Here is a 21,810-nt window from a genome sequence, read left to right as displayed (position 1 = left end):
GGCGCCGACCGCGGCGCCGACCGCGCGGGTCAGAGCTTGCGCAGCAGGACGTTCGCGACCGAGTGGTCGGCGTCCTTCCGCAGCACGAGGGTCGCGCGCGAGCGGGTGGGGCGGATGTTCTGCTCGAGGTTCGGCTCGTTGATGGTCGACCAGATCCGCCGCGCGCGCTCCACGGCCTCGGCCGGGCTGAGCTCCGCGTACCGGTGGAAGTACGAGCGCGGGTTGCTGAACGCGCCGCGCTGGAGGCTGAGGAAGCGCTCCTCGTACCACTGCGCGATGTCGTGGGTGCGCGCGTCCACGTAGATCGAGAAGTCGAAGAGGTCGCTCACGGCGAGCTTCGCGCCGGACGCCGCCGGCTGCAGCACGTTGAGGCCCTCGATGATCAGCACGTCCGGCTGGCGGACGACGACCTCGGCGCCCGGCACGATGTCGTAGGCGAGGTGCGAGTAGAACGGCGCGCGCACCTCGGGCACGCCGCTCTTGACCTGCGTGACGAACCGCAGCAGGGCCCGCCGGTCGTACGACTCCGGGAAGCCCTTCCGCTCCATGAGGCCGCGGCGCTCGAGCTCCGCGTTCGGGTGCAGGAAGCCGTCGGTGGTCACGAGCTCGACGCGCGGGGTGTCGTCCCAGCGCGCCAGCATCTCGCGGAGCAGGCGGGCGACGGTGGACTTGCCGACCGCCACGGATCCGGCCACGCCGATGACGAACGGCGTGCTCTTGGCCCGCTCGCCGAGGAACGCGCTCGTGTCGCGGTGCAGCTTCTTCGTGCCCGTGACGTAGAGGTTCAGCAGGCGGCTGAGCGGCAGGTAGACGTCCTCGACCTCGCGCATGTCGAGCCGGTCGCCGATCCCGCGCAGCTGGATGAGCTCGGTCTCCCGGAGCGGGAGGTGCGTGGCGGGGGCGAGGGCCGCCCAGTCGGCACGGGCGATCTCCACGAAGGGGGAGACGTGGGCGTGGCTCGTCGGGGATCCCGTCGCGGTGTCTGGCATGTCGGATCGATCCTACGGGCGGGTCGGGCGGGTCGGGCGGTCGGCGGGGCGCGCCCGGCGCGCGGGCCGCGCAGGGGAACGCGGATCCCCGACGGTAAACTCGGGCCCCATGTGCGGAATCGTGGGTTACGTCGGTGAGGCCAGGAGCCTCGAGGTCCTCCTCGGAGGGCTGCGGAGGCTGGAGTACCGCGGATACGACTCCGCGGGCGTGGCCGTGCTCGACGCGGACGGGACGCTGGGCGTCCGCAAGCGCGCGGGCAAGCTCGACCGCCTCCTGGAGGACCTGGAGGCGTCGCCGCTGCCCAACGGATCCACCGGCATCGGCCACACACGCTGGGCCACGCACGGCGGCCCCACCGACCGCAACGCGCACCCGCACCTGGGCGACGACGGCAAGCTCGCCCTCATCCACAACGGGATCATCGAGAACTTCGCGGAGCTCAAGGACGACCTCCTCGCGGACGGCTACGAGTTCCACAGCGACACGGACACCGAGGTCGCCGCGCAGCTGCTCGGGCGCGAGTACGGCATCACGCACGACCTCGAGCAGGCGTTCCGCAACACGGTCAGCCGGCTGGAGGGGGCGTTCACGCTCCTCGCGGTGCACCGCGACCAGCCCGGCCTCGTGGTCGGCGCCCGCCGCAACTCGCCGCTCGTCATCGGGCTCGGCGAGGGCGAGAACTTCCTCGGATCCGACGTCGCCGCGTTCGTGGAGTTCACGCGCCGCGCCGTCGCCATCGGGCAGGACCAGATGGTCGCCATCCGCCCGGACTCCGTCACCGTCACCGACTTCCACGGCGCGCCCGTCGAGACGCACGAGTTCGAGATCGCCTGGGACGCCTCCGCATCCGAGAAGGGCGGCTGGTCGAGCTTCATGGCGAAGGAGATCAGCGAGGGCCCGGATGCCGTCGCGAACACCCTCCGCGGCCGCATCGTCGACGGCGTCGTGGTGCTGCCCGACCTCGACGCGATCGGCGAGGCCGACCTCGCGGACATCTCCCGCATCGTCATCGTCGCGTGCGGCACCGCCGCGTACTCCGGGATCCTCGGCAAGTACGCCATCGAGAAGTGGGCGCGCGTGCCCGTCGAGGTCGAGCTCGCGCACGAGTTCCGCTACCGCGACCCGGTGCTCGACGCGACGACGCTCGTGATCTCCATCAGCCAGTCCGGCGAGACCATGGACACGCTGCTCGCCGTGCGGTTCGCCCGCGAGGCCGGCGCCCGGGTGCTGTCGATCTGCAACACGCAGGGCGCCACCATCCCCCGCGAGTCGGAGGCCGTCGTCTACACGCACGCCGGCCCCGAGGTCGCCGTGGCGTCCACGAAGGCGTTCGTCGCGCAGGTGGCGGCGCTGTACCTCTTCGGGCTGCACCTGGCGCGGATCCGCGGCACGCTGTCGGCCGACGAGATCGTGGCGAACACGGAGGAGCTCCTCGCCATCCCGGAGAAGCTCGCCACCGTCGTGGAGCAGGGCGAGAAGATCAGCCAGCTCGCGAAGTGGATGGCGGACACGCGCGCCGTCCTCTTCCTCGGGCGGAACGTCGGCTTCCCGGTCGCGCTCGAGGGCGCGCTGAAGCTCAAGGAGCTCGCGTACATCCACGCCGAGGGCTTCGCGGCCGGCGAGCTGAAGCACGGGCCCATCGCCCTCATCGAGCCGGGCCAGCCCGTGTTCGTCGTGGTGCCGAGCCCGACGCACCAGCTCGCGCTGCACAAGAAGGTCATCTCGAACATCGAGGAGATCCGCGCGCGCGGCGCCCGCGTCATCGCGATCGCCGAGCAGGGGGACGCGTTCGTGCTGCCGCACGCCGACGAGGTCATCCCGATCCCGCTCGCCGCGCCGCTGTTCGAGCCGCTCCTCGCCGTCACGCCGCTGCAGATCTTCGCGATGGAGCTCGCCGCGGCCAAGGGACTCGACGTCGACCAGCCGCGCAACCTCGCGAAGTCCGTCACGGTCGAGTGACCGGCCGCGCGTGATCAGGGGCATCGGCGTCGACGTGGTCGACGTGGCGCGGTTCGCCCGGAGCGCCGAGCGCACTCCGGGCCTCGTGCCGCGCCTGTTCGCGCCCGCCGAGCGCAGCCTGCCCGTGCGCTCGCTCGCGGCCCGGTTCGCGGCCAAGGAGGCGCTGATCAAGGCGCTCGGCGGACCCGGCGGGATCAGCTGGCAGGACATGGAGGTCGTGCGCGACGACCACGGCGACCCGTCGTTCCGGGTGGCCGGGGTCGTCGCCGAGGTCGCGGCCGCCCGGGGCGTGACGCGGATCCACCTGAGCATGAGCCACGACGCCGGCCTCGCGACCGCGTTCGTGGTGACCGAGGGGGAGGGCGCATGACGGACGAGGCCACGCTGCAGGCGCCGACGGCCCTCCGCCGCGAGGCGCGCATCGACGCCGACGCGATCTCCGCGAACGTCCGCACGCTGCGCGCGGCCACGGGCGCGCCGCTCGTGATGGCGGTCGTCAAGGCCGACGGCTACGGGCACGGCGCGGTCGCGTCGGCGCGCGCCGCGCTCGCGGGCGGGGCCGACCGGCTCGGCGTGGTCGACGTCCGCGAGGCGCTCGCGCTGCGGGCCGCCGGCATCGGCGCGCCGATCCTCACCTGGATGCACGCGCCCGGCGCGGACTTCGCGACGGCGATCGAGGCCGGCGTCGACCTGGGGCTCAACAGCCTGCGCCAGGTGCGCGAGGTCGCCGACGCCGCGCGGCGCCTCGGGCGCCCCGCCGAGGTGCACCTCAAGGTCGACACCGGCCTCGGGCGCAACGGCGTGACGCCGGCGGAGTGGCCGGGCGTCGTCGCCGAGGTCGCCGCGCTCGTCGCGGAGGGCGCGATCCACCTCGGCGGCGTCTTCAGCCACCTCGCCAACGCCGGCGAGGAGGAGGACCTGGCCCAGGTGCGCGCGTTCCACGCCGCGGTCGACGTGGTGCGTGCCGCGGGGCTCGAGCCCGGGATCCGCCACCTGGCCGCGACCGCCGGCGCCCTGCGCGTGCCGGACGCCCGCCTCGACATGGTCCGCCTCGGCATCGGGATCTACGGCATCTCGCCGCTCGACGGCGTCACGTCCGCCGACCTCGGTCTCGTGCCCGCCATGACCCTCGTCGGCAGCGTCGTCGCGGTGAAGCGCGTGCCCGCGGACACCGGCGTCTCCTACGGCTACACGTACCGCACCACCCGCGCCACCACGCTCGCGCTCGTCTCGCTCGGCTTCGCCGACGGCGTGCCTCGGCTCGCGAGCAACCGCGCGCCCGTCGCGATCCACGGCGCCCGCTTCCGCGTGAGCGGCCGGATCGCGATGGATCAGTTCGTGGTCGACGTGGGCGACGGCGTCGTCGACGGCACCCCGGTGGCGGTCGGCGACGACGCCGTGCTGTTCGGGGATCCCGCGACGGGCGCCCCCGCGGTGGAGGAGTGGGCCGAGGCGACCGGCACCATCGGCTACGAGATCGTCACGCGCGTGGCCGGCCGCGTGACCCGGAGGTACGGCGCGTGAGCGACATCGTCCCCGCACCCCTGTCGCCCGGCCGCCGCGCCGTGGTCGGCCTCGACGCCATCCGCCACAACGTCCGCACGCTCGCGGCGCTCGCCGCCCCCGCGCGCACGATGGTCGCCGTGAAGGCCGACGCGTACGGGCACGGCGCCCTCCAGGTCGCGCGCGCCGCCCTCGAGGCCGGCGCCGAGAGCCTCGCGGTGCTCGACGTGGGATCCGCCGTCGAGCTCCGCCGCGCCGGCATCACGGCCCGCCTCCTCGCCTGGCTGCACGGCGTCGACACGGACTTCCGCCAGGCGGTCGAGGAGGGCATCGACCTCGGCGTCTCGGCGCTGTGGGAGCTGGAGCGCATCGCCGCCGCGGGACGCGCCACGGGGATCCGCGCCCGCGTGCACCTCAAGGCCGACACGGGCCTCAGCCGCAACGGCGCCACGCCGGAAGCGTGGCCCGACCTGGTGCGCGCGGCGGTCGCGGCCGACGCCGCGGGCGAGCTGACCCTGCACGCGGTCTGGTCGCACCTCGCCGACGCCTCGCCCGAGGACGACGACGCCGCGCTCGCGCGCTTCCACGAGGCCGTGCGCGTCGCCGAGGAGCTCGGCGCGCGGCCCGTGGAGAAGCACCTCGCCGCGAGCTCCGCTGGGATCCGCCTGCCCGCCGCCCGCTTCGACATGGTCCGCTTCGGCATCGCCGTCTACGGCATCTCGCCCTTCGACGACCGCTCCGGCCGCGACCTCGGCCTGATCCCGGCGATGACGCTCGAGGCCGACGTCGTCTCCGTCAAGCGCGTCGCGGCCGGCCACGGCGTCTCCTACGGGCTCGACCACCGGACGACCGGGCCGTCGACGCTCGCGCTCGTGCCGCTGGGGTACGCCGACGGGATCCCGCGCATCGCCGCCCCGCGCGCCTCCGTGCTCCTGAACGGCCGCCGCTTCCCCGTCGCCGGCCGCATCGCCATGGATCAGCTCGTGCTCGACGTGGGCGACCTGCCCGTCGAGGTCGGCGACACCGCGGTGATCCTCGGCCCCGGCGACCGCGGCGAGCCCACGGCCGAGGAGTGGGCCGGCTGGGCCGAGACCATCGGCGACGAGATCGTGACCCGGGTGGGTCCGCGCGTCGATCGGGTGCACCTGCACGAGCGGGCGGGCGGCGACGGGCCGGCCGAGGAGGTCCTCTCCGACGAGCTCGTCCCCGTCGCGACCACCGACGACATGGAGGAGCTCGGCCGCGCCGTCGCGCGCGAGCTCGGCGCCGGCGACCTCGTCGTCCTGTCCGGCCCGCTCGGCGCCGGCAAGACCACGTTCACCCGCGGGCTCGGCGACGGGCTCGGCGTCCGCGGTCCCGTCACGAGCCCGACGTTCGTGCTCGCGCGCACGCATCCGAGCCTGGTCGACGGGCCGCCGCTCGTGCACGTGGACGCCTACCGCCTGGCGGACGCCCGCGAGCTCGACGACCTCGACATCGACTTCGCGCGCTCCGTCGTGGTGGTCGAGTGGGGCGAGGGCAAGCTCGACGGCGTCGCGGACCAGTGGTGGGACCTCCGGATCGCGCGGCCCACGGGCGCCGGCGACGGGGATCCCGACGCGTCCGACGACGCGGACGCCGACCGGGATCCGGACGCCGCCCCCGACGAGCCCCGCACCGTCCGCATCCGGCGGCTCCGCGCGCGCCCCCACGCCTAGACTCGTCCAGTGCTCCTCGCGATCGACACCTCCGCCGGCACGGGCGTCGCCGTCATCGACCCCGACGGCCGCGTGCTCGCTGAATGCCAGGAGGCCGACACCATGCGGCACGCCGAGGTCATCGGCACGCTGCTCGACGAGTGCCTCACGGCGTCCGGCATCGACCGGTGCGACGTCCGCGCCGTCGTCGCGGGCATGGGCCCCGGTCCCTTCACCGGCCTCCGCGTCGGCATCGCCGCGGCCCGCGTCCTCGCGACCGGGCTCGACGTGCGCGTGATCCCCGTGGTCAGCCACGACGCCGTCGCCCACGACCACTACGCGTCGGGCGGCACCGGATCCCTCGTGGTCGTCACCGACGCGCGCCGCCGCGAGCTGTACTGGTCCGTCTACCGCGCCCCCGTCGACGGCGGCGTCGCCGAGCGCACCGCGGGCCCCGGCTTGAGCAAGCCCGACGACGTGCCCTCCGCCGACCACCGCGTCGACGCCGCCGGGGTGCGCGCGGCAGCCCTCGCGCAGGTCGCCCGCCGGATGGACGAGCTCGACCTGCCCTTCGCGGCCGACGAGGCGCTCTACCTCCGCTCGCCCGACGTCACCCTCTCCGCGGGCCCCAAGCGGGTCACCTCGTGAGCGTCCTGTTCCGCGCCGCCGAGGTCGCCGACCTGCCCGCGCTGATGCACCTCGAGACCACCACGTTCGTCTCCGACGCCTGGTCGGCCGACGCGATGCGCGGCGAGCTGACGGCCCGCCACGGCTGGTACGTCGTCGCCGTCGACGAGACGGACGGCCGGATCCTCGGCTACGCCGGCCTCTCCTGCCCGCGCGGGGCGCACGCCGCCGACGTCCAGACCATCGCCGTCGCGGACGGCAGCCGGGGACGCGGCATCGGCCGGGCCCTCCTCACCCGGCTGGTCGCCCAGGCGCACGCCCGCGGCGCCCGCGAGGTCCTGCTCGAGGTGCGCGCCGACAACCCGGTCGCACAGGCCCTGTACTCCTCGCTCGGGTTCGAGCCCATCGCCGTCCGCCCGCACTACTACCAGCCGGACGACGTCGACGCCGTGGTGATGCGGGTCGCCCTGTCCGAGGCGCCGCCCGAGCCGACGGAGCCGCGCGACGCGCCGGCCGGCGCCGCATCCGGTGCGCATGACGAGCCGGCCCCGGACGCGGGGACGGACGACGACCCCGACGCCGGCCCCCTCGTCCTCGGCATCGAGACCTCCTGCGACGAGACCGGCATCGGCATCGTCCGCGGCCAGACGCTCCTCGCCAACGTCATCTCCAGCTCGATGGAGGAGCACGCCCGCTACGGCGGCGTCGTGCCCGAGGTCGCCGCCCGCGCGCACCTCGAGGCGCTGACCCCCGCGATCGACGCCGCGCTCGCCGAGGCGGGCGTCGCCCTGCGTGACCTCGACGCGATCGCCGTCACCGCGGGCCCGGGCCTCTCGGGCGCGCTGATGGTCGGGGTCGGCGCGGCGAAGGCGCTCGCCGTGGCCCTCGACATCCCCCTGCACGGCGTCAACCACCTCGTCGGCCACGTGGGCGCGGACCTCCTCAGCACCGACGGGGGCCCCGGCGTCCCGCTCGAGACGCCGAGCATCGCGCTCCTCGTCTCCGGCGGCCACACCTCGCTCCTCCTCGTGCGCGACCTCGTGGACGACGTCGAGCTCCTCGGCGAGACCATCGACGACGCCGCGGGCGAGGCCTTCGACAAGGTGGCCCGCGTGCTCGGCCTGCCGTACCCCGGCGGCCCGCACATCGACCGCGTCGCGGCCGACGGCGACCCGCGCGCGATCCGCTTCCCCCGCGGCCTCTCCCTCCCGAAGGACATGGAGCGCCACCGCTACGACTTCTCCTTCTCCGGGCTCAAGACCGCGGTCGCCCGCTGGGTCGAGAAGCGCCAGGACGCGGGCGAGCCCGTGCCCGTGGCGGACGTCGCCGCGAGCTTCCGCGAGGCCGTCGTCGACGTGCTGCTCACGAAGGCCGTCGCCGCGTGCGTCGACCACGGGATCCCGCGCCTCCTGCTCGGCGGCGGCGTCGTCGCGAACGCGCGGGTCCGCGAGCTCGCGGCGGAGCGGTGCGCCGCCGCGGGCATCGAGCTGCGGATCCCGCCCCTGTCGCTCTGCACCGACAACGGGGCCATGATCGCGGCGCTCGGCGCCCGCCTCATCGCGTCGGGCCGCGCGCCGTCCGGTCTCGCGTTCGGCGCCGACTCGACGCTGCCCGTCACCGTCGTCCAGGTCGGCTGAGCGGCGCGGCGCCCCCATTGCGGGGACCTTTCGCGGCTATTTCCCGAACGGGAGAATCCCGGGGCACGCATCACGGTATGTTCCCAGGGACGAAAGGAACGACAATGACCGATCCGCAGAACCCGGACCGCTCCAACGACGGCTTCCCGCCCGCGCCGAGCCAGCCCGCCTACCCGGCCGCTCCCGCCGCCGGCTCCGACTCGCCCTACGCGGCGCCCTACCAGCCCGGCCAGGGCGGTGCGCCCAAGAAGGGCCTCGCCATCACGTCGATGGTGCTCGGCATCGTCTCCGTCCTGCTGTCCCTGCCGCTGTGGTTCCTCACGTTCTTCGTGGGCATCGCCGCGATCATCACGGGTGTCCTCGCGCGCAAGCGCAACCCCGGCACCAAGGGCTTCTGGCTCACCGGCATCATCACCGGCATCGTCGGCGTGCTGGTCAGCATCCTCGTGGTCCTGTTCGTCGTCGTCTTCGTGAACACCGCGATCCAGACCGGCGAGATCAACGGCACCCCGATCCCGACGGCGCCGTAACCCGCACCACCCGCACGACACGACGCGGCCGTCCCCTCGGGGGCGGCCGCGTCGTCGTGTGCGGGAGCCGCGCAGGCGTCAGCCCGCGGCGACCCCGTGCCGGTCCGCGAGGATCGCGACGCGCCGCCCGCCGACCCGCGTCGCGATGAGCGTCGCCGAGCCGTCGCCCTTCAGCTGCAGCCGCGTGCGCAGCCTGGCCGGGTCCACGTCGACCCCGCGCTTCTTGATCTCCAGCGTCCCGATCCCGCGCGCCCGCAGCTCGCGCTTGAGCCGCTGCTCGTCGAGCGGCAGCACCTCCCGCACCCGGAAGCCGCGCGCGAACGGCGTCGCCTGCTCGCGCTCGGACGTGATCCACGCGATGCCCTCGCCGACCATCCGCCCGTCGAGCGAGCGCGCGAGGTCGCCGATGAGGCGGGCGCGGATCACGGCGCCGTCCGGCTCGTAGAGGTGCGCGCCCAGCTCGCCGAGCTCGGCGTCCTCGCTGTCGGCCGCCGCCGTGAGCTCCGCCTGCGTCCCGCCGCCGATCACGAGCGCCGCCCGCCGCACGCCGTCGCGCCGCGTCGGCCCGAACCACAGGCCCATCTCGACGGCCTGCCCGTCGACCGACACCCACTGCGCCTCCGCCTCCGCGGGGATGAGGTCGCGGTCGAGGCCCGGCCCGAGCTTGATGCCCGCGGCCCGTCCGGCGGCCAGCTCGAACGCGGCGGAGAGGGTGGGGGAGTACGCGTCCGGATCCGAGATGCGGCGCGTGGAGGAGTGCCCGTCCGTGCGCCTGGCCGGGTCGAGGTACACGCCGTCGACGCGCCCGGCGTCGAACGCCTCGGCCGTGCCCTGCTCGACCTCGGCCTCGGGGAACGGCGCCAGGTTCCAGCCGGCGACCGCCGCGGTCACCTCGTCGCGCTCGACGGCCGTGACGCGGATCCCGATGGCCGCCATGGCCATCGCGTCCCCGCCGATCCCGCAGCCGAGGTCGGCCACGTGCGCGACGCCCGCCTGCTGGAAGCGCCCCGCGTGCTGCGCGGCGACAGGGAGGCGCGTCGCCTGCTCGAGCCCGGCCTCGGTGAAGAGCATGCGCTCCGCGAAGTCGCCGAACTTGCCCCTGGCCTTCGCGCGCAGGCGCGACTGCGTGAGGACGGCGGAGACGAGCGCGGGGGAGTGTCCCTCGCCGCGCAGCGCGCTCACCATCCGCACCATGTCGTCCCCCGGCGCGGGCGCGGGGAGGGAGTCGAGCAGGCGGAGCCCCTCGAGCGAGAGCACCTCGCGGAGGTCGGTCTGATCCATCCGCCCACCGTACCGGGGCGCCTCCGCGCGGATTGGCACTCGCGTTGCGCGAGTGCAAGCGCGGCCCGTAGAATCTCACCTGGCACTCTCCCCGGGAGATTGCCAACGAAGTCTTGTCCCTTAGTCACGAAGGAAGAGGTCAACCGTGTCGGTCTCCATCAAGCCGCTCGAGGATCGCATCGTCATCCAGCAGGTCGAAGCCGAGCAGACCACCGCGTCTGGTCTGGTCATCCCCGACACCGCCAAGGAGAAGCCGCAGGAGGGCGAGGTCGTGGCCGTGGGCCCCGGCCGCATCGACGACAACGGCAACCGCGTCCCGCTCGACGTCGCCGTGGGCGACAAGGTCATCTACTCCAAGTACGGCGGAACCGAGGTCAAGTACGACGGCCAGGACCTCCTCGTCCTCTCGGCGCGCGACGTGCTCGCCGTCATCGAGCGCTGACGCTCCGCACCAGCGACACCGCACCACCCGGGAGCCCGGCCGACGCGTTCGGCCGGGCTCCCGTGCGTCCGGGCCCGGGTGCATCAGGGGAGCTGGGCCGCCGCGGGCACCGAGCCGCTGCGGGCACCGCCCGCCGCGGGCAGCCGACCCGCCGCGCCGCTAGCCTCGTGAGGTGACGCGCCCCGCCCCCGAGTCCTCGACCCGCACCGGCCTCATCGCCGCGGTCGGCGCGTACGGGCTGTGGGGCGTCCTTCCCGTCTTCTTCCTGCTCCTCGTGCCGGCGGGCGCGTTCGAGATCGTCGGCTGGCGGATCCTCTTCTCGCTCGTCGTCTGCGCCCTCGTCATCACGGCCGCGAGGCGCTGGTCGCGCGTGGTCGCCATCGTCCGGCGGCCGCGGATCCTGCTCGGTCTCGGGCTCGCCGGCCACCTGATCCTCGTCAACTGGACCGTCTACGTCTACGGCACGCTCTCCGGCCACGTGGTCGAGACGGCGCTCGGCTACTTCATCAACCCGATCGTCACGGTGCTGCTCGGCGTGATCCTCCTGCGCGAGGGCCTCCGTCCGCTGCAGTCGGCGGCCGTCGGCCTGTCCGCGGTGGCCGTGGCGGTCATCGCGATCGGCTACGGGCAGCTGCCCTGGGTGTCGCTCGCGCTCGCCGGGTCCTTCGGGCTCTACGGGCTCGTGAAGAAGCGCGTGAGCGGCGGAGCGGACGCGCTCTCGGGCCTGGCGCTCGAGACCGCGTGGCTCGTCCCCGCCGCCACGACCATGCTCGTGATCACGGGCGCGGGCGCCGGGCTCACCATCGGCACGGTCTCGCTCGGGCACACGCTCCTGCTGGTCAGCACCGGCGTCGTCACCGCCGGGCCGCTCCTCCTCTTCGGGTTCGCCGCCGGGCGCCTGCCCCTCTCGGTGATCGGGCTCACGCAGTACCTGGCGCCGCTCCTGCAATTCGGATTCGGCGTCTTCGTGATGCACGAGGCCATGCCGCCCGAGCGCTGGGCGGGTTTCGCGATCGTGTGGGCGGCGCTCGTCCTGCTCACGGTCGACATGCTCCGGGTGTCGCGCCGCCGCATCTCGACCCGGGTGCCCGTGCAGAGGGATCCGGCGGTCGTCGAGGGCATCTGATTCGGATCCCGTCGCGCTTTCTCCGAATGGTAACGATCGGGTCGCGTTACACGACGGAAATGCCGATGCATTGTGCCCGTCTCATCCGCGCCATAGGGTCGCACCAGGCGAGGCGCGCATTCGCGTGCCTCATGCATCACATTCCCGAGCATCACCACACACATCCATAAGGAGCACCATGAGCGCATTCGGCAGGGCTTCGGCCTCCCGCTCACGACCCGCCCGCACGGCCCTCAGCGCGATCACCATCGCGGCGGCCGGCGCCCTCGTCCTCGCCGGCTGCTCCGGCGGCGGCACCAGCGGCGGCACCACCGAGTCGGGCGACCTCGACCTGAAGATCGGCACGATCCTGCCGCAGACGGGTTCCCTCGCGGTCCTCGGCCCGCCCGAGTTCGCGGGCGTGCACCTCGCGGAGCAGGACATCAACGAGGCTGCCGCCGGCATCCAGGTCACCGTCACGGACAAGGACTCGGGCGACACCACGACCGACATCGCGAGCCAGTCGGCCACCTCGCTCATCGCGGACGGGAACAGCGCCATCGTCGGCGCCGCGTCCTCCGGCGTCTCGAAGACCTTCATCGACCAGGTCACGCAGGCCGGCGTCGTGCAGCTGTCGCCGGCGAACACCTCGCCCGACTTCACCGACTACGCGGACGACGGCTACTTCTGGCGCACCGCCCCGTCGGACGTGCTCCAGGGCCGCATCCTCGGCACCAAGATCCTCCAGGACGGCAAGACCAACGTCTCGATCCTCTACATGAACGACGCCTACGGCACGGGCCTCCAGGAGAACATCAAGAAGACGCTCGAGGAGGGCGGCGCCACCATCGCGGCCGAGAGCGTCTTCGAGCCGTCCGCGACGGACTTCAACAGCGCCATCACCTCGGTGCTCGCGCCGAACCCCGACGCGCTCGTCGTGATCTCGTTCGACGAGATCAAGACCATCGCCGACCAGCTGGCGTCCAAGGGCTTCGACTTCAACAACTTCTACGGCACGGACGGCAACTACGGCGTCATCACCGAGGACGACACCAACGTCGACATCGCGGGGGCGCAGTTCACGAACCCCGGCGTCGAGGCGAAGGAGGACTTCCAGCAGCGTCTCCAGGACATGGTGAAGGCCGACGGGGACCCCGAGCTCTCGGTGTTCAGCTACTCCGCGGAGTCGTACGACGGCACCGTGCTCCTCGCGCTCGCCGCGCTCCAGGGCGGGGCGACCGACGGGGCCACCATCAAGGACAACCTCCAGTCGGTCTCCGAGGGCGGGGAGAAGTGCGAGTCGTTCGCGGACTGCGCCGAGCTCATCGAGGCCGGCACCGACATCGACTACGACGGCCTCTCCGGCCCGATCACGTTCGATGAGAACGGCGACCCGACCGAGGCGTACGTCTCCGTCTACAAGTACGGAGAGGGCAACACGCGCACCTTCTCCGAGCAGGTCTACGGCAAGCTCGACTAGCACCCGCACCACGCACGGCTGAGGGCCCGGTCCGCATGGACCGGGCCCTTCGGCGTGCGCGGGCGCGGCTCCGCTCGCGTGCTCGCCAGGGCGCAGGATGACGGTCAGCGGGCGTGCGAGCCTGCCGGAGAGAGGACGCGGCTGGCACCGGGTCAGGAGGCCGTGCACCCACGCTGCCGCGGTGGGTGGACCGGTGCCCCGGTCCGCCCTGCTTGCGCGGTCGCCGCCCGCGAGAGCCCGACCCGCGCATACGACGACGCGGCACCCCCGAGGGGATGCCGCGTCGCGTCGTGCGTGGGTCGGGATCAGGGCTGGGGCGCCGCCTTGGCCTTCTCCTGGTCGGCGGCGAGCGTGCCGAGGTACAGCTCGATCACCTTCGGGTCGTTCATGAGCTCGCGCCCGCGGCCCTCGTACGCGTCCTTGCCCTGGTCGAGCACGTAGCCGCGGTCGCAGATCTGGAGCGCGCGGCGGGCGTTCTGCTCCACGATCATCACGGAGACGCCCGCGCGGTTGATCTGCGCCACGTTGATGAACGTCTCGTCCTGGCGCACGGGGGACAGGCCGGCGCTCGGCTCGTCGAGCAGCAGCACCGTCGGATCCATCATGAGCGCGCGCGACATGGCGACCATCTGGCGCTCGCCGCCCGAGAGGGATCCGGCGCGTTGCTTGAGCCGCTTGCCGAGCTCCGGGAACAGGTCGGTGACGAACGCGAGCCGCTCCTTGTACATCTTCGGCTTCTGGTACGCGCCCATCTGCAGGTTCTCGTCGATGGTGAGCGTGGGGAACACGTTGTTGTTCTGCGGCACCATGCCGACACCGCGCGACACGAGCTTGTCGGCCTTGAGCCCCGTGATGTCCTGGCCGTTCAGCTCGATGCTGCCGCCGCGGATGTTCACCTGCCCGAAGATGGCCTTCAGCAGCGTGGACTTGCCCGCGCCGTTCGGGCCGATGATGCCCACCAGCTCGCCCTTGTCGACGTGGACGTTGCACCCGTTGAGGATGTTGACCCCGGGCAGGTAGCCCGCGTGGAGGTCGGTGGTCTGGAGGACCCGCTCTGTCGTCACTTGTCTGCCGCTTCCTTCTCGATCTCGTCCTTGACGAGGTCGGACTCCATGTCCTTCGCCACCTCGCGCTGGCCCGTGAGGGTGCCGAGGTCGGTGTCGTGGTGGGCGCCGAGGTAGGCGTCGATGACGGCCGGGTCGCTCATCACGGTCGAGGGCGGGCCCTCGGCGACGATGCGTCCCTCGGCCATGACGACGACCCAGTCCGCGATCTCGTTGACCATGTGCATGTCGTGCTCGACGAACAGCACGGTCATGCCCTCGGTCTTGAGGTCGAGGATGTGGTGGAGCAGCGACTGCGTCAGCGCCGGGTTGACCCCGGCCATCGGCTCGTCGAGCATCACGAGATCCGGCTTCGTCATGAGCGCGCGCGCCATCTCGAGGAGCTTCCGCTGGCCGCCGGAGAGGCTGTCCGCGTAGTCCTCCTCCTTGGCGTCGAGCTTGAACTTCTTGAGGAGGGTGCGCGCGCGGTCGGTGATCTCCTCCTCCTTCCTCTTCCAGAGGGGGCGGATCAGCGCGGCGAAGAAGCTCTCGCCGCCCTGGCCGGTGGCGCCGAGGCGCATGTTCTCCAGCACCGTCATGCCGCCGAGGGCCTTGGTGAGCTGGAACGTGCGCACCATGCCGAGGCGGGCGACGCGGAACGCGCTCATCCCGGCGAGGTCCTTGCCCGAGAACTCCCACGTGCCGGTGTTCGGCTTGTCGAAGCCGGTCAGCAGGTTGAAGAACGTGGTCTTGCCGGCGCCGTTCGGGCCGATGAGGGCCGTGATGGAGCCGCGGGGGATCTCGAGATGGTCGACGTCGACCGCCTTCAGGCCGCCGAACTGCCGGCTGACGCCGTGCGCGACGATGATGGGGTCCTTCTTGGCGCAGCCCGGACCGGCATCGCCGTCGAGGATGGCCGAGACCGGGGTCTTGTCAGGCAAAGTGCGTCTCCTTCTTCTTCCCGAAGATGCCCTGTGGTCGGAAGATCACGAGCAGCATGAGCGCGACGCCCACGATGATGAAGCGGATCGGGCCCTGCTGGGTGCTCGAGATGGGCAGCCAGTCGTTCGTGACCGCGAGGCTGAGCAGGCCGTCCGAGAGCGACAGCGTGACCCAGAAGATGATCGAGCCGATGACCGGCCCGAAGATCGTGGCAGCGCCTCCCAGCAGCATGATCGTGTAGAGGAAGAACGTGAGCTGCGTGCCGTAGTTGTCGGGCTGCAGCGACCTCGGGAGGATGAAGACCACGCCCGCGAGCCCGCCGAACACGCCGCCGAGCACGAGCGCCTGCATCTTGTAGGAGTAGACGTTCTTGCCGAGCGCGCGGACCGCGTCCTCGTCCTCGCGCACGCCCTTCAGCACGCGGCCCCAGGGGCTGCGCATGAGGAGGAAGACCAGCAGGCACGCGATGCCCACGAGGCCCCAGCCCACGATGCGGATCCACCACTGGTCGGAGGAGTAGGTGAGCACGCCCGCGCCGAAGCGGCCCTCGGGCAGCGGGTTCAGCTCGTTGAAGCCGATGGCCGCGCCGTTGATGCCCTCGGAGCCGCCCGTGACGTCCGAGAACTCGGGCGTCTTGACGCTCAACCGGATGATCTCCGCGGCCGCGATGGTCACGATGCTGAGGTAGTCGGCCCGGAGCCTGAGCGTCGGTATTCCGAGGATGAGCGCGAACACCGTGGACGCGACGATCGCCGCGAGCAGCGACGCCCAGACGGGCCAGTCGTACATGACCGCCGTGATGGCGAACGCGTAGCCGCCGATGGCCATGAAGCCGGCCTGGCCGAAGTTGAGCAGGCCCGTGAAGCCGAAGTGGATCACGAGGCCGACGGTCGCGAGCGCGTACGCCGCGGTGGTCGGCGAGAAGATCTCGCCGAGCGCCAGGAAGATGAAGTTGGAGTTCATGCGCGGCTAACCGATCCGATCTTTCCGACCCAGGATGCCCTGGGGCCTGATGAGCAGGATGACGATCATGACCACGAGAGCGGCCACGTACTTCATGTTCTCGGGCAGGACCATGGTGCTGACGTTGATGAAGACGCCGATCACGATCGAGCCGATGAGCGCGCCGAACGCCGTCCCCAGGCCGCCCAGGACGACGGCGGAGAAGACGAGCAGCAGGATGGACGCGCCCGTGTCCCAGCGCAGCGACTGGTAGTAGGCGATGAAGACGCCGGACAGGGCCGCCAGCGCGGCGCCGCCGATCCAGACCACGCGGATCACGCCCTCCACGTCGATGCCCGACGCCGCCGCGAGCGAGCGGTTGTCGGACACGGCGCGGGTGGCCTTGCCGATCTTCGTGTACAGCAGCACGTACGCGACCGCCAGGAGCAGCACGATCGAGACGATCGCGCCGGCGACGTCAGTGAACTTGAGGCTCACCGGCCCGACCACCAGGAACGGCGCGGGGCTGTTGGGGAGCGTCAGGCGGTCGGCGCCGAAGATGAACTGGAAGAGGTAGCGCAGCGCGAGCGACAGGCCGATGGTGACGATCATCAGCGGCACGAGCCCGAGGCGCCTCTTCCGCAGCGGCTTCCAGATCGCCGCGTCCTGCGCGAACCCGAACGCCCCGCCGAGGACCACTGTGATCACGATCGCGAGCACCGGGTTGAGCCCCAGCACGTTGCTGAAGAGGTACGCCATGAGCGCGCCGAAGGTGACCAGCTCGCCGTGCGCGAAGTTGTTGAGCCCCGTGGTGCCGTAGATGAGGGAGAGGCCGATCGCCGCGAGGGCGAGCAGCAGGCCGAAGATCAGGCCCGTCACCACCTTGGGCCAGAAGATCTTCCAGAAGTTGTTCTCGGTCACGGGCTCCGCCGTGGCGGTGACGGTGCCCGTCTCCGTGTCCGGCGCGGCGGTCTCGCCGCCGGTGGAGGTTCCCGTGCCCGCACCGGTGCTGGCGCTCGGCGCGGGAGCGGATCCGGCCGCCGCGCCGTCCGGGGAGATGAAGAAGAAGGCGGGGACGTTCTTGTTCCCCGCCGCCACGTCGATCTCCCGGGGGCTGGAGCCCGCGCGGGGGACGCCGGCCCCTTCGGGGATGGTCGACTCGTCCACCTCGACCGTGAAGGAGCCCGGCGCGCTGAGGCCGACCTCCGCCTTGCCGTCCGGACCGGTCGTGCCGGTGGCGTCGCCGCCGCCGCCCGAGACCGTCACGGTGACCCCGGCGATGCCGGTCTTGTCGGCATCCGCCCGGACCCACACGAGCAGGGACTGCTCGGCCGCGGCCGGGTCGACGGCCTGGGGCGCCGCGCGTGGATCCGCGTGGGCGGCCGCCGGGGCCGAGAGGAGAAGTGCGGTGCAGGCGAAAGCCACCGCGAGAATCAGGGCCCACAAGCGCTGCGCGCGTGCTCCGGCCGAACCAGTGGCTATCACTAGACCTCCATAGGGGGAGCCGGCGGATGGTGAGTTCCGCGCAGGCGCCGCGACTACCGTCAGGACGACGTTGGTTGACAGTACGTGCTGATTATGTCCTGGATGTTTCCGGCCTGTGCCGCGTGGCGGCGTGCTACGGCGGGAATAGCGCGGGATCGCGGCCGTTAACATCGAGACACCGGTTGCCGACGCGGTCCCCCGGCTCCACCATCCGCCTCTCATCCCCCTGGAGGAAAATTGGATCAGTCCGACCCGTTCGGCGTCATCGGCCTCACCTACGACGACGTCATGCTCCTGCCGGGGCACACCGACGTCATCCCGAGCGAGGCGGACACGACCTCGCGCCTCACCCGCAACATCGACGTCGCCGCACCTCTCCTCTCCTCCGCGATGGACACCGTCACCGAGGCGCGCATGGCGATCGCGATGGCACGCCAGGGCGGGCTCGGCGTGATCCACCGCAACCTCTCCATCGAGGACCAGGCCGCCTTCGTCGACAAGGTGAAGCGCAGCGAGTCGGGCATGATCACGAACCCGGTCACCACGCGCCCCGACGCGACGGTCGCCGAGGTGGACGCGCTCTGCGGCCAGTTCCGCGTCTCCGGCCTCCCCGTCGTCGAGTCCGACGGCACGCTGGTCGGCATCATCACCAACCGCGACATGCGCTTCGTCTCGCCCGTGCAGGCGGCCACGACGCTCGTGCGCGACGTGATGACCCGCACCCCGCTCATCACGGGCCGCGTCGGCATCGACCCGGACCACGCGATCGCGATCTTCGCGGAGCACAAGATCGAGAAGCTCCCGCTGGTGGACGACGCCGGCAAGCTGCGCGGCCTCATCACCGTCAAGGACTTCGACAAGTCGGAGCAGTACCCGGACGCCACGAAGGACCCCGAGGGACGCCTGCGCGTCGGCGCGGCCATCGGCTTCTTCGGCGACGCCTGGCAGCGCGGCATGGCGCTGGTCGACGCGGGCGTCGACGTGCTCGTGGTCGACACGGCCAACGGCGACAGCAAGGGCGTGCTCGACATCATCCGCCGCCTGAAGTCCGACCCGGCGTCCGCCCACGTGGACGTCATCGGCGGCAACGTCGCCACCCGCTCGGGCGCGCAGGCGCTCATCGAGGCGGGCGCGGACGCCATCAAGGTCGGCGTCGGCCCCGGGTCCATCTGCACCACGCGCGTCGTCGCGGGCGTCGGCGTGCCCCAGGTCACCGCGGTCTACGAGGCATCGCTCGCCGCGCGTGCCGCGGGCATCCCCGTCATCGCGGACGGCGGCCTCCAGTACTCGGGCGACATCGCGAAGGCGCTCGTCGCGGGCGCCGACACCGTCATGCTCGGCAGCCTCCTCGCCGGTTGCGACGAGAGCCCCGGCGACCTCATGTTCGTGGGCGGCAAGCAGTTCAAGAGCTACCGGGGGATGGGGTCGCTCGGCGCCCTGCAGACCCGCGGCTCGAAGACCTCCTACTCGAAGGACCGCTACTTCCAGTCCGACGTGCCGAGCGACGACAAGCTCATCCCCGAGGGCATCGAGGGCCAGGTGCCCTACCGCGGGTCCCTCGCCAACGTCGTCTACCAGCTCACGGGCGGCCTGCGGCAGTCGATGTTCTACGTCGGCGCGCGCACGGTCGGCGAGCTCAAGGACCGCGGGCGCTTCGTGCGCATCACCGCGGCCGGGCTCAAGGAGTCGCACCCGCACGACGTGCAGATGGTCGTCGAGGCGCCCAACTACCGGCGCTGATGCGGTGAGCCGCGCGGCCTCCGCGCGGTGGCGACGAGGGGCCGGTGCCGTGCGCACCGGCCCCTCGTGCGTCCGGGCTCTCCCTCACAGGGCGCGTCTCCGGACGCGCGTCCGGCGGTTCTCGGTCGGGCGGATCCCCGAGCCGGCCCGGGCGCGACACTGCACGCATGCCACCGCCCCCGCCGCCCGCCTCCCATCCCCTCGAGGCGACGGCGCTCGGGCCACCCGCGGTGGCGCTGATCCTCTCGGGGAGCGCGCCCGCGTCCCCGGCGGATCCCGTCGGCGCGGAGGAGCGCGCGGCCGCGGCCGCCGTCGCCCGGGCCGAGGCGCGCGGCGAGCTGGTGCGGCTGCGGGCGGGGATCCACGTGGAGCGCGTCTCCTGGGAGGGGGTGTCGGCGCGGGAGCGGCACCTGCTGCGGATCCGCGCGCTGGTCCGGGTCTCCGTCGCGCCGATCGTGCTCGGCGGCCCGTCGGCGGCGGCCGTCCACGGCCTGCCCCGCCTCGCGCCGTGGCCGCAGCAGGTGACGCTGCTCGACGTGCCGGGTCTGCCTCCGGGTCGCCGGGCGGGGACGCGCATCGTGCGGGATCCCTCCGGCGGGCGTTCGGCGCTCGTGCTGGCCGCTGACGGCGTGCGCCTCCCGGGGCTCGCGGCGACGGCGCTCGCGGCGTCGCACGATGCGGCCGTGCTCGCCGTGCGCACGGCCGCGGTCCCTGCGCCGGGCTGGTTCGCGCACGGGCTGGTCGCGCTCGACGCCGCGCTCGCGGCCGGGCGGGCGGTAGCCACGACCCACGCGGAGCTCCACGCGCAGCGGGAGCTGCGAGGGCCGGGCCCGTGGAGCCGGCGCGCAGGGCGACTGGTCGACGCGGCGGACGGCGCGGCGGCCGGTCCCGCCGAGTCGGTCGCCCGCGGCGTCGCGGAGGAGACGGGGCTCCCGCGACCGGCCGTCGGGGTGCTCGTGCAGGGCCACGGGCGGCTCGCGCTCGCCTGGCCGGGGGAGCGGGTCGGCCTGCGGATCACCGGCCAGCGGCCGGTCGCGTCCGCCGCTGCCCACGTTCCGACGGCGGGGCTGCGGGCAGGCGGGCGGTGGCGCATCGTCGACGCGACCGAGAGGGACGTCCTGGCGGCCGGGCGGGTGCGCGCGCTCCTGCTGCACGCGGGCGTGGAGCCCGAGCGGCGTGCCGCGCGCGCCGGCTCCTCGGTGCGCCCGGATCCGGGCGGGGGCCGGTCGCGCAGGAGCCCGCCGCTAGGCTGTGCGGGTGAGTGATGTAGAGATCGGCCGCGCCAAGCGGGCCCGCCGTGTGTACGCGTTCGACGACATCGCCATCGTCCCGTCGAGGCGCACGCGCGACCCGCAGGACGTGTCGGTCTCCTGGTCCATCGACGCGTACCAGTTCGAGATCCCGTTCCTCGCGGCGCCCATGGACTCCGTGGTCTCCCCGGCGACGGCCATCGCGATGGGGCGCCTCGGCGGCCTCGGCGTCCTCGACCTCGAGGGCCTCTGGACCCGGTACGAGCACCCCGAGCGCCTGCTCGAGGAGATCCGCTCGCTGCCGCCCGAGTCGGCCACCGCCCGCATGCAGCAGATCTACGCCGAGCCGATCAAGCCCGAGCTCATCACGGCGCGCATCGCGGAGATCCGCGCGGCCGGCGTCGTCGTCGCGGCTGCCCTCTCCCCCCAGCGCACGGCCGACCACTACGAGACCGTGGTCGCGGCCGGCGTCGACCTCTTCGTCATCCGCGGCACCACCGTCTCCGCCGAGCACGTCTCGAAGGCGGCCGCGCCCCTCAACCTCAAGAAGTTCATCTACGAGCTCGACGTGCCCGTCATCGTCGGCGGCGCGGCCACGTACACGGCGGCCCTGCACCTCATGCGCACGGGCGCGGCCGGCGTGCTCGTCGGGTTCGGCGGGGGAGCGGCGTCCACCACGCGCTCCACCCTCGGGATCCACGCGCCCATGGCCACCGCGCTCTCCGACGTGGCCGGCGCTCGCCGCGACTACATGGACGAGTCCGGCGGCCGCTACGTGCACGTCATCGCCGACGGCGGCCTCGGCAGCTCGGGCGACATCGTCAAGGCCATCGCGGTCGGCGCCGACGCGGTCATGCTCGGCTCCACGCTCGCCCGCGCGACCGACGCCCCCGGCCAGGGCTTCCACTGGGGCGCCGAGGCGCACCACTCCGAGCTGCCCCGCGGCCACCGCGTGCGGGTCGACCAGGTCGCGCCGCTCGAGCAGATCCTCTACGGCCCGTCCACCACGGCCGACGGCAGCGCCAACCTGGTCGGCGCGCTGCGCCGCGCCATGGCCACCACCGGCTACTCCGACCTCAAGGAGTTCCAGCGCGTCGAGGTCGTCGTCGCGCCGTACGGCAAGTAGGCAGTCCACCCGAGCGCCGGTCGTCCGTCCTCGGGCGGGAACACCCGGGGCA

At 72.9% G+C, this 21,810-nt stretch carries 19 protein-coding genes; 13 read left to right on the top strand and 6 right to left on the bottom strand.

Translation table 11 applies throughout. The features are described 5' to 3' along the window. Nucleotides 1-29: 29 nt before the first annotated feature. Entirely contained in the window at nt 30-989 is a 960-nt protein-coding gene (gene coaA / locus BFL37_RS11990) for a type I pantothenate kinase (protein WP_086515371.1), read from the bottom strand. A 109-nt stretch (nt 990-1,098) separates the two neighbouring features. Here coaA and glmS point away from each other — a divergent pair, with 109 nt between their 5' ends. The 7 genes from glmS (at nt 1,099) to BFL37_RS11955 (ending at nt 8,922) form a co-directional block, all read left to right on the top strand. Next, the gene (gene glmS / locus BFL37_RS11985; RefSeq protein WP_086515370.1) at nt 1,099-2,949 is read left to right on the top strand and encodes a glutamine--fructose-6-phosphate transaminase (isomerizing); all 1,851 of its coding nucleotides are present in this window, start codon (nt 1,099-1,101) and stop codon (nt 2,947-2,949) included. Between the two features lie 10 nt (nt 2,950-2,959). Then, nucleotides 2,960-3,319, top strand: coding sequence for a holo-ACP synthase (locus tag BFL37_RS11980; protein WP_086515369.1), 360 nt, complete (start codon nt 2,960-2,962; stop codon nt 3,317-3,319). Next, nucleotides 3,316-4,473, top strand: a complete 1,158-nt coding sequence (alr, locus tag BFL37_RS11975) for an alanine racemase (RefSeq protein ID WP_086515368.1) — start codon at nt 3,316-3,318, stop codon at nt 4,471-4,473. Before BFL37_RS11980 ends, alr (BFL37_RS11975) begins: the two co-directional genes overlap by 4 nt. Next, nucleotides 4,470-6,149 (top strand): alanine racemase, encoded by a 1,680-nt coding sequence (gene alr / locus BFL37_RS11970; RefSeq protein ID WP_086515367.1) that lies wholly within the window; start codon nt 4,470-4,472, stop codon nt 6,147-6,149. Before alr (BFL37_RS11975) ends, alr (BFL37_RS11970) begins: the two co-directional genes overlap by 4 nt. 9 nt (nt 6,150-6,158) lie before the next feature. Continuing rightward, nucleotides 6,159-6,776: a tRNA (adenosine(37)-N6)-threonylcarbamoyltransferase complex dimerization subunit type 1 TsaB gene (gene tsaB, locus BFL37_RS11965; RefSeq protein WP_086515366.1), complete on the top strand. Its 618-nt coding sequence runs from the start codon at nt 6,159-6,161 to the stop codon at nt 6,774-6,776. Beyond that, nucleotides 6,773-8,392: a tRNA (adenosine(37)-N6)-threonylcarbamoyltransferase complex transferase subunit TsaD gene (gene tsaD, locus BFL37_RS14880; protein ID WP_086515365.1), complete on the top strand. Its 1,620-nt coding sequence runs from the start codon at nt 6,773-6,775 to the stop codon at nt 8,390-8,392. The genes tsaB and tsaD overlap by 4 nt, the downstream gene beginning before the upstream one ends. A 104-nt stretch (nt 8,393-8,496) precedes the next feature. Next, nucleotides 8,497-8,922 carry a DUF4190 domain-containing protein gene (locus BFL37_RS11955; protein WP_086515364.1) on the top strand — a complete coding sequence of 142 codons (426 nt, stop codon included), beginning with the start codon at nt 8,497-8,499 and terminating at the stop codon, nt 8,920-8,922. A 78-nt stretch (nt 8,923-9,000) separates the two neighbouring features. Here BFL37_RS11955 and BFL37_RS11950 read toward each other — a convergent pair whose 3' ends face one another. Next, nucleotides 9,001-10,203, bottom strand: coding sequence for a class I SAM-dependent methyltransferase (locus BFL37_RS11950; protein WP_086515363.1), 1,203 nt, complete (start codon nt 10,201-10,203; stop codon nt 9,001-9,003). Between the two features lie 145 nt (nt 10,204-10,348). On the opposite strand from BFL37_RS11950, the gene groES reads away from it, so the two are divergent. From groES to BFL37_RS11935, 3 genes are all read left to right on the top strand, one after another. Then, on the top strand, nt 10,349-10,645 hold the full coding sequence (groES, locus tag BFL37_RS11945) for a co-chaperone GroES (protein WP_012039257.1): 297 nt from the start codon (nt 10,349-10,351) through the stop codon (nt 10,643-10,645). A 172-nt stretch (nt 10,646-10,817) separates the two neighbouring features. Continuing rightward, nucleotides 10,818-11,771: an EamA family transporter RarD gene (gene rarD, locus BFL37_RS11940; protein ID WP_086515362.1), complete on the top strand. Its 954-nt coding sequence runs from the start codon at nt 10,818-10,820 to the stop codon at nt 11,769-11,771. Between the two features lie 178 nt (nt 11,772-11,949). Beyond that, complete coding sequence (locus tag BFL37_RS11935; RefSeq protein ID WP_086515361.1) at nt 11,950-13,230, top strand: ABC transporter substrate-binding protein; 1,281 nt, start codon at nt 11,950-11,952, stop codon at nt 13,228-13,230. 305 nt (nt 13,231-13,535) lie between these two features. Here BFL37_RS11935 and BFL37_RS11930 read toward each other — a convergent pair whose 3' ends face one another. From BFL37_RS11930 to BFL37_RS11915, 4 genes are read right to left on the bottom strand one after another with little or no spacing between them, the layout of a single operon-like run. Next, the gene (locus BFL37_RS11930; protein ID WP_086515360.1) at nt 13,536-14,294 is read right to left on the bottom strand and encodes an ABC transporter ATP-binding protein; all 759 of its coding nucleotides are present in this window, start codon (nt 14,292-14,294) and stop codon (nt 13,536-13,538) included. Next, nucleotides 14,291-15,214, bottom strand: coding sequence for an ABC transporter ATP-binding protein (locus tag BFL37_RS11925; RefSeq protein ID WP_086515359.1), 924 nt, complete (start codon nt 15,212-15,214; stop codon nt 14,291-14,293). Before BFL37_RS11925 ends, BFL37_RS11930 begins: the two co-directional genes overlap by 4 nt. After that, nucleotides 15,207-16,178 carry a branched-chain amino acid ABC transporter permease gene (locus BFL37_RS11920; RefSeq protein ID WP_086515358.1) on the bottom strand — a complete coding sequence of 324 codons (972 nt, stop codon included), beginning with the start codon at nt 16,176-16,178 and terminating at the stop codon, nt 15,207-15,209. Before BFL37_RS11920 ends, BFL37_RS11925 begins: the two co-directional genes overlap by 8 nt. 6 nt (nt 16,179-16,184) lie before the next feature. Continuing rightward, complete coding sequence (locus tag BFL37_RS11915; protein WP_241534065.1) at nt 16,185-17,582, bottom strand: branched-chain amino acid ABC transporter permease; 1,398 nt, start codon at nt 17,580-17,582, stop codon at nt 16,185-16,187. Nucleotides 17,583-17,879: 297 nt separating this feature from the next. Here BFL37_RS11915 and guaB point away from each other — a divergent pair, with 297 nt between their 5' ends. The 3 genes from guaB to BFL37_RS11900 all read left to right on the top strand — a co-directional run bounded on the left by guaB (nt 17,880) and on the right by BFL37_RS11900 (nt 21,758). Further along, the gene (gene guaB, locus BFL37_RS11910) at nt 17,880-19,382 is read left to right on the top strand and encodes an IMP dehydrogenase (RefSeq protein WP_086515356.1); all 1,503 of its coding nucleotides are present in this window, start codon (nt 17,880-17,882) and stop codon (nt 19,380-19,382) included. Between the two features lie 167 nt (nt 19,383-19,549). After that, the gene (locus BFL37_RS11905; protein WP_086515355.1) at nt 19,550-20,647 is read left to right on the top strand and encodes a hypothetical protein; all 1,098 of its coding nucleotides are present in this window, start codon (nt 19,550-19,552) and stop codon (nt 20,645-20,647) included. Beyond that, complete coding sequence (locus tag BFL37_RS11900; protein WP_086515711.1) at nt 20,640-21,758, top strand: GuaB3 family IMP dehydrogenase-related protein; 1,119 nt, start codon at nt 20,640-20,642, stop codon at nt 21,756-21,758. Before BFL37_RS11905 ends, BFL37_RS11900 begins: the two co-directional genes overlap by 8 nt. Nucleotides 21,759-21,810 lie beyond the last annotated feature (52 nt).

Source organism: Clavibacter michiganensis, from assembly GCF_002151125.1.
In the GTDB taxonomy this organism is placed as follows: Bacteria; Actinomycetota; Actinomycetes; order Actinomycetales; family Microbacteriaceae; genus Clavibacter; species Clavibacter michiganensis_C.
Note: the sequence above shows the minus strand (reverse complement) of the source record. Positions and strands in the feature narration are given on the sequence as shown.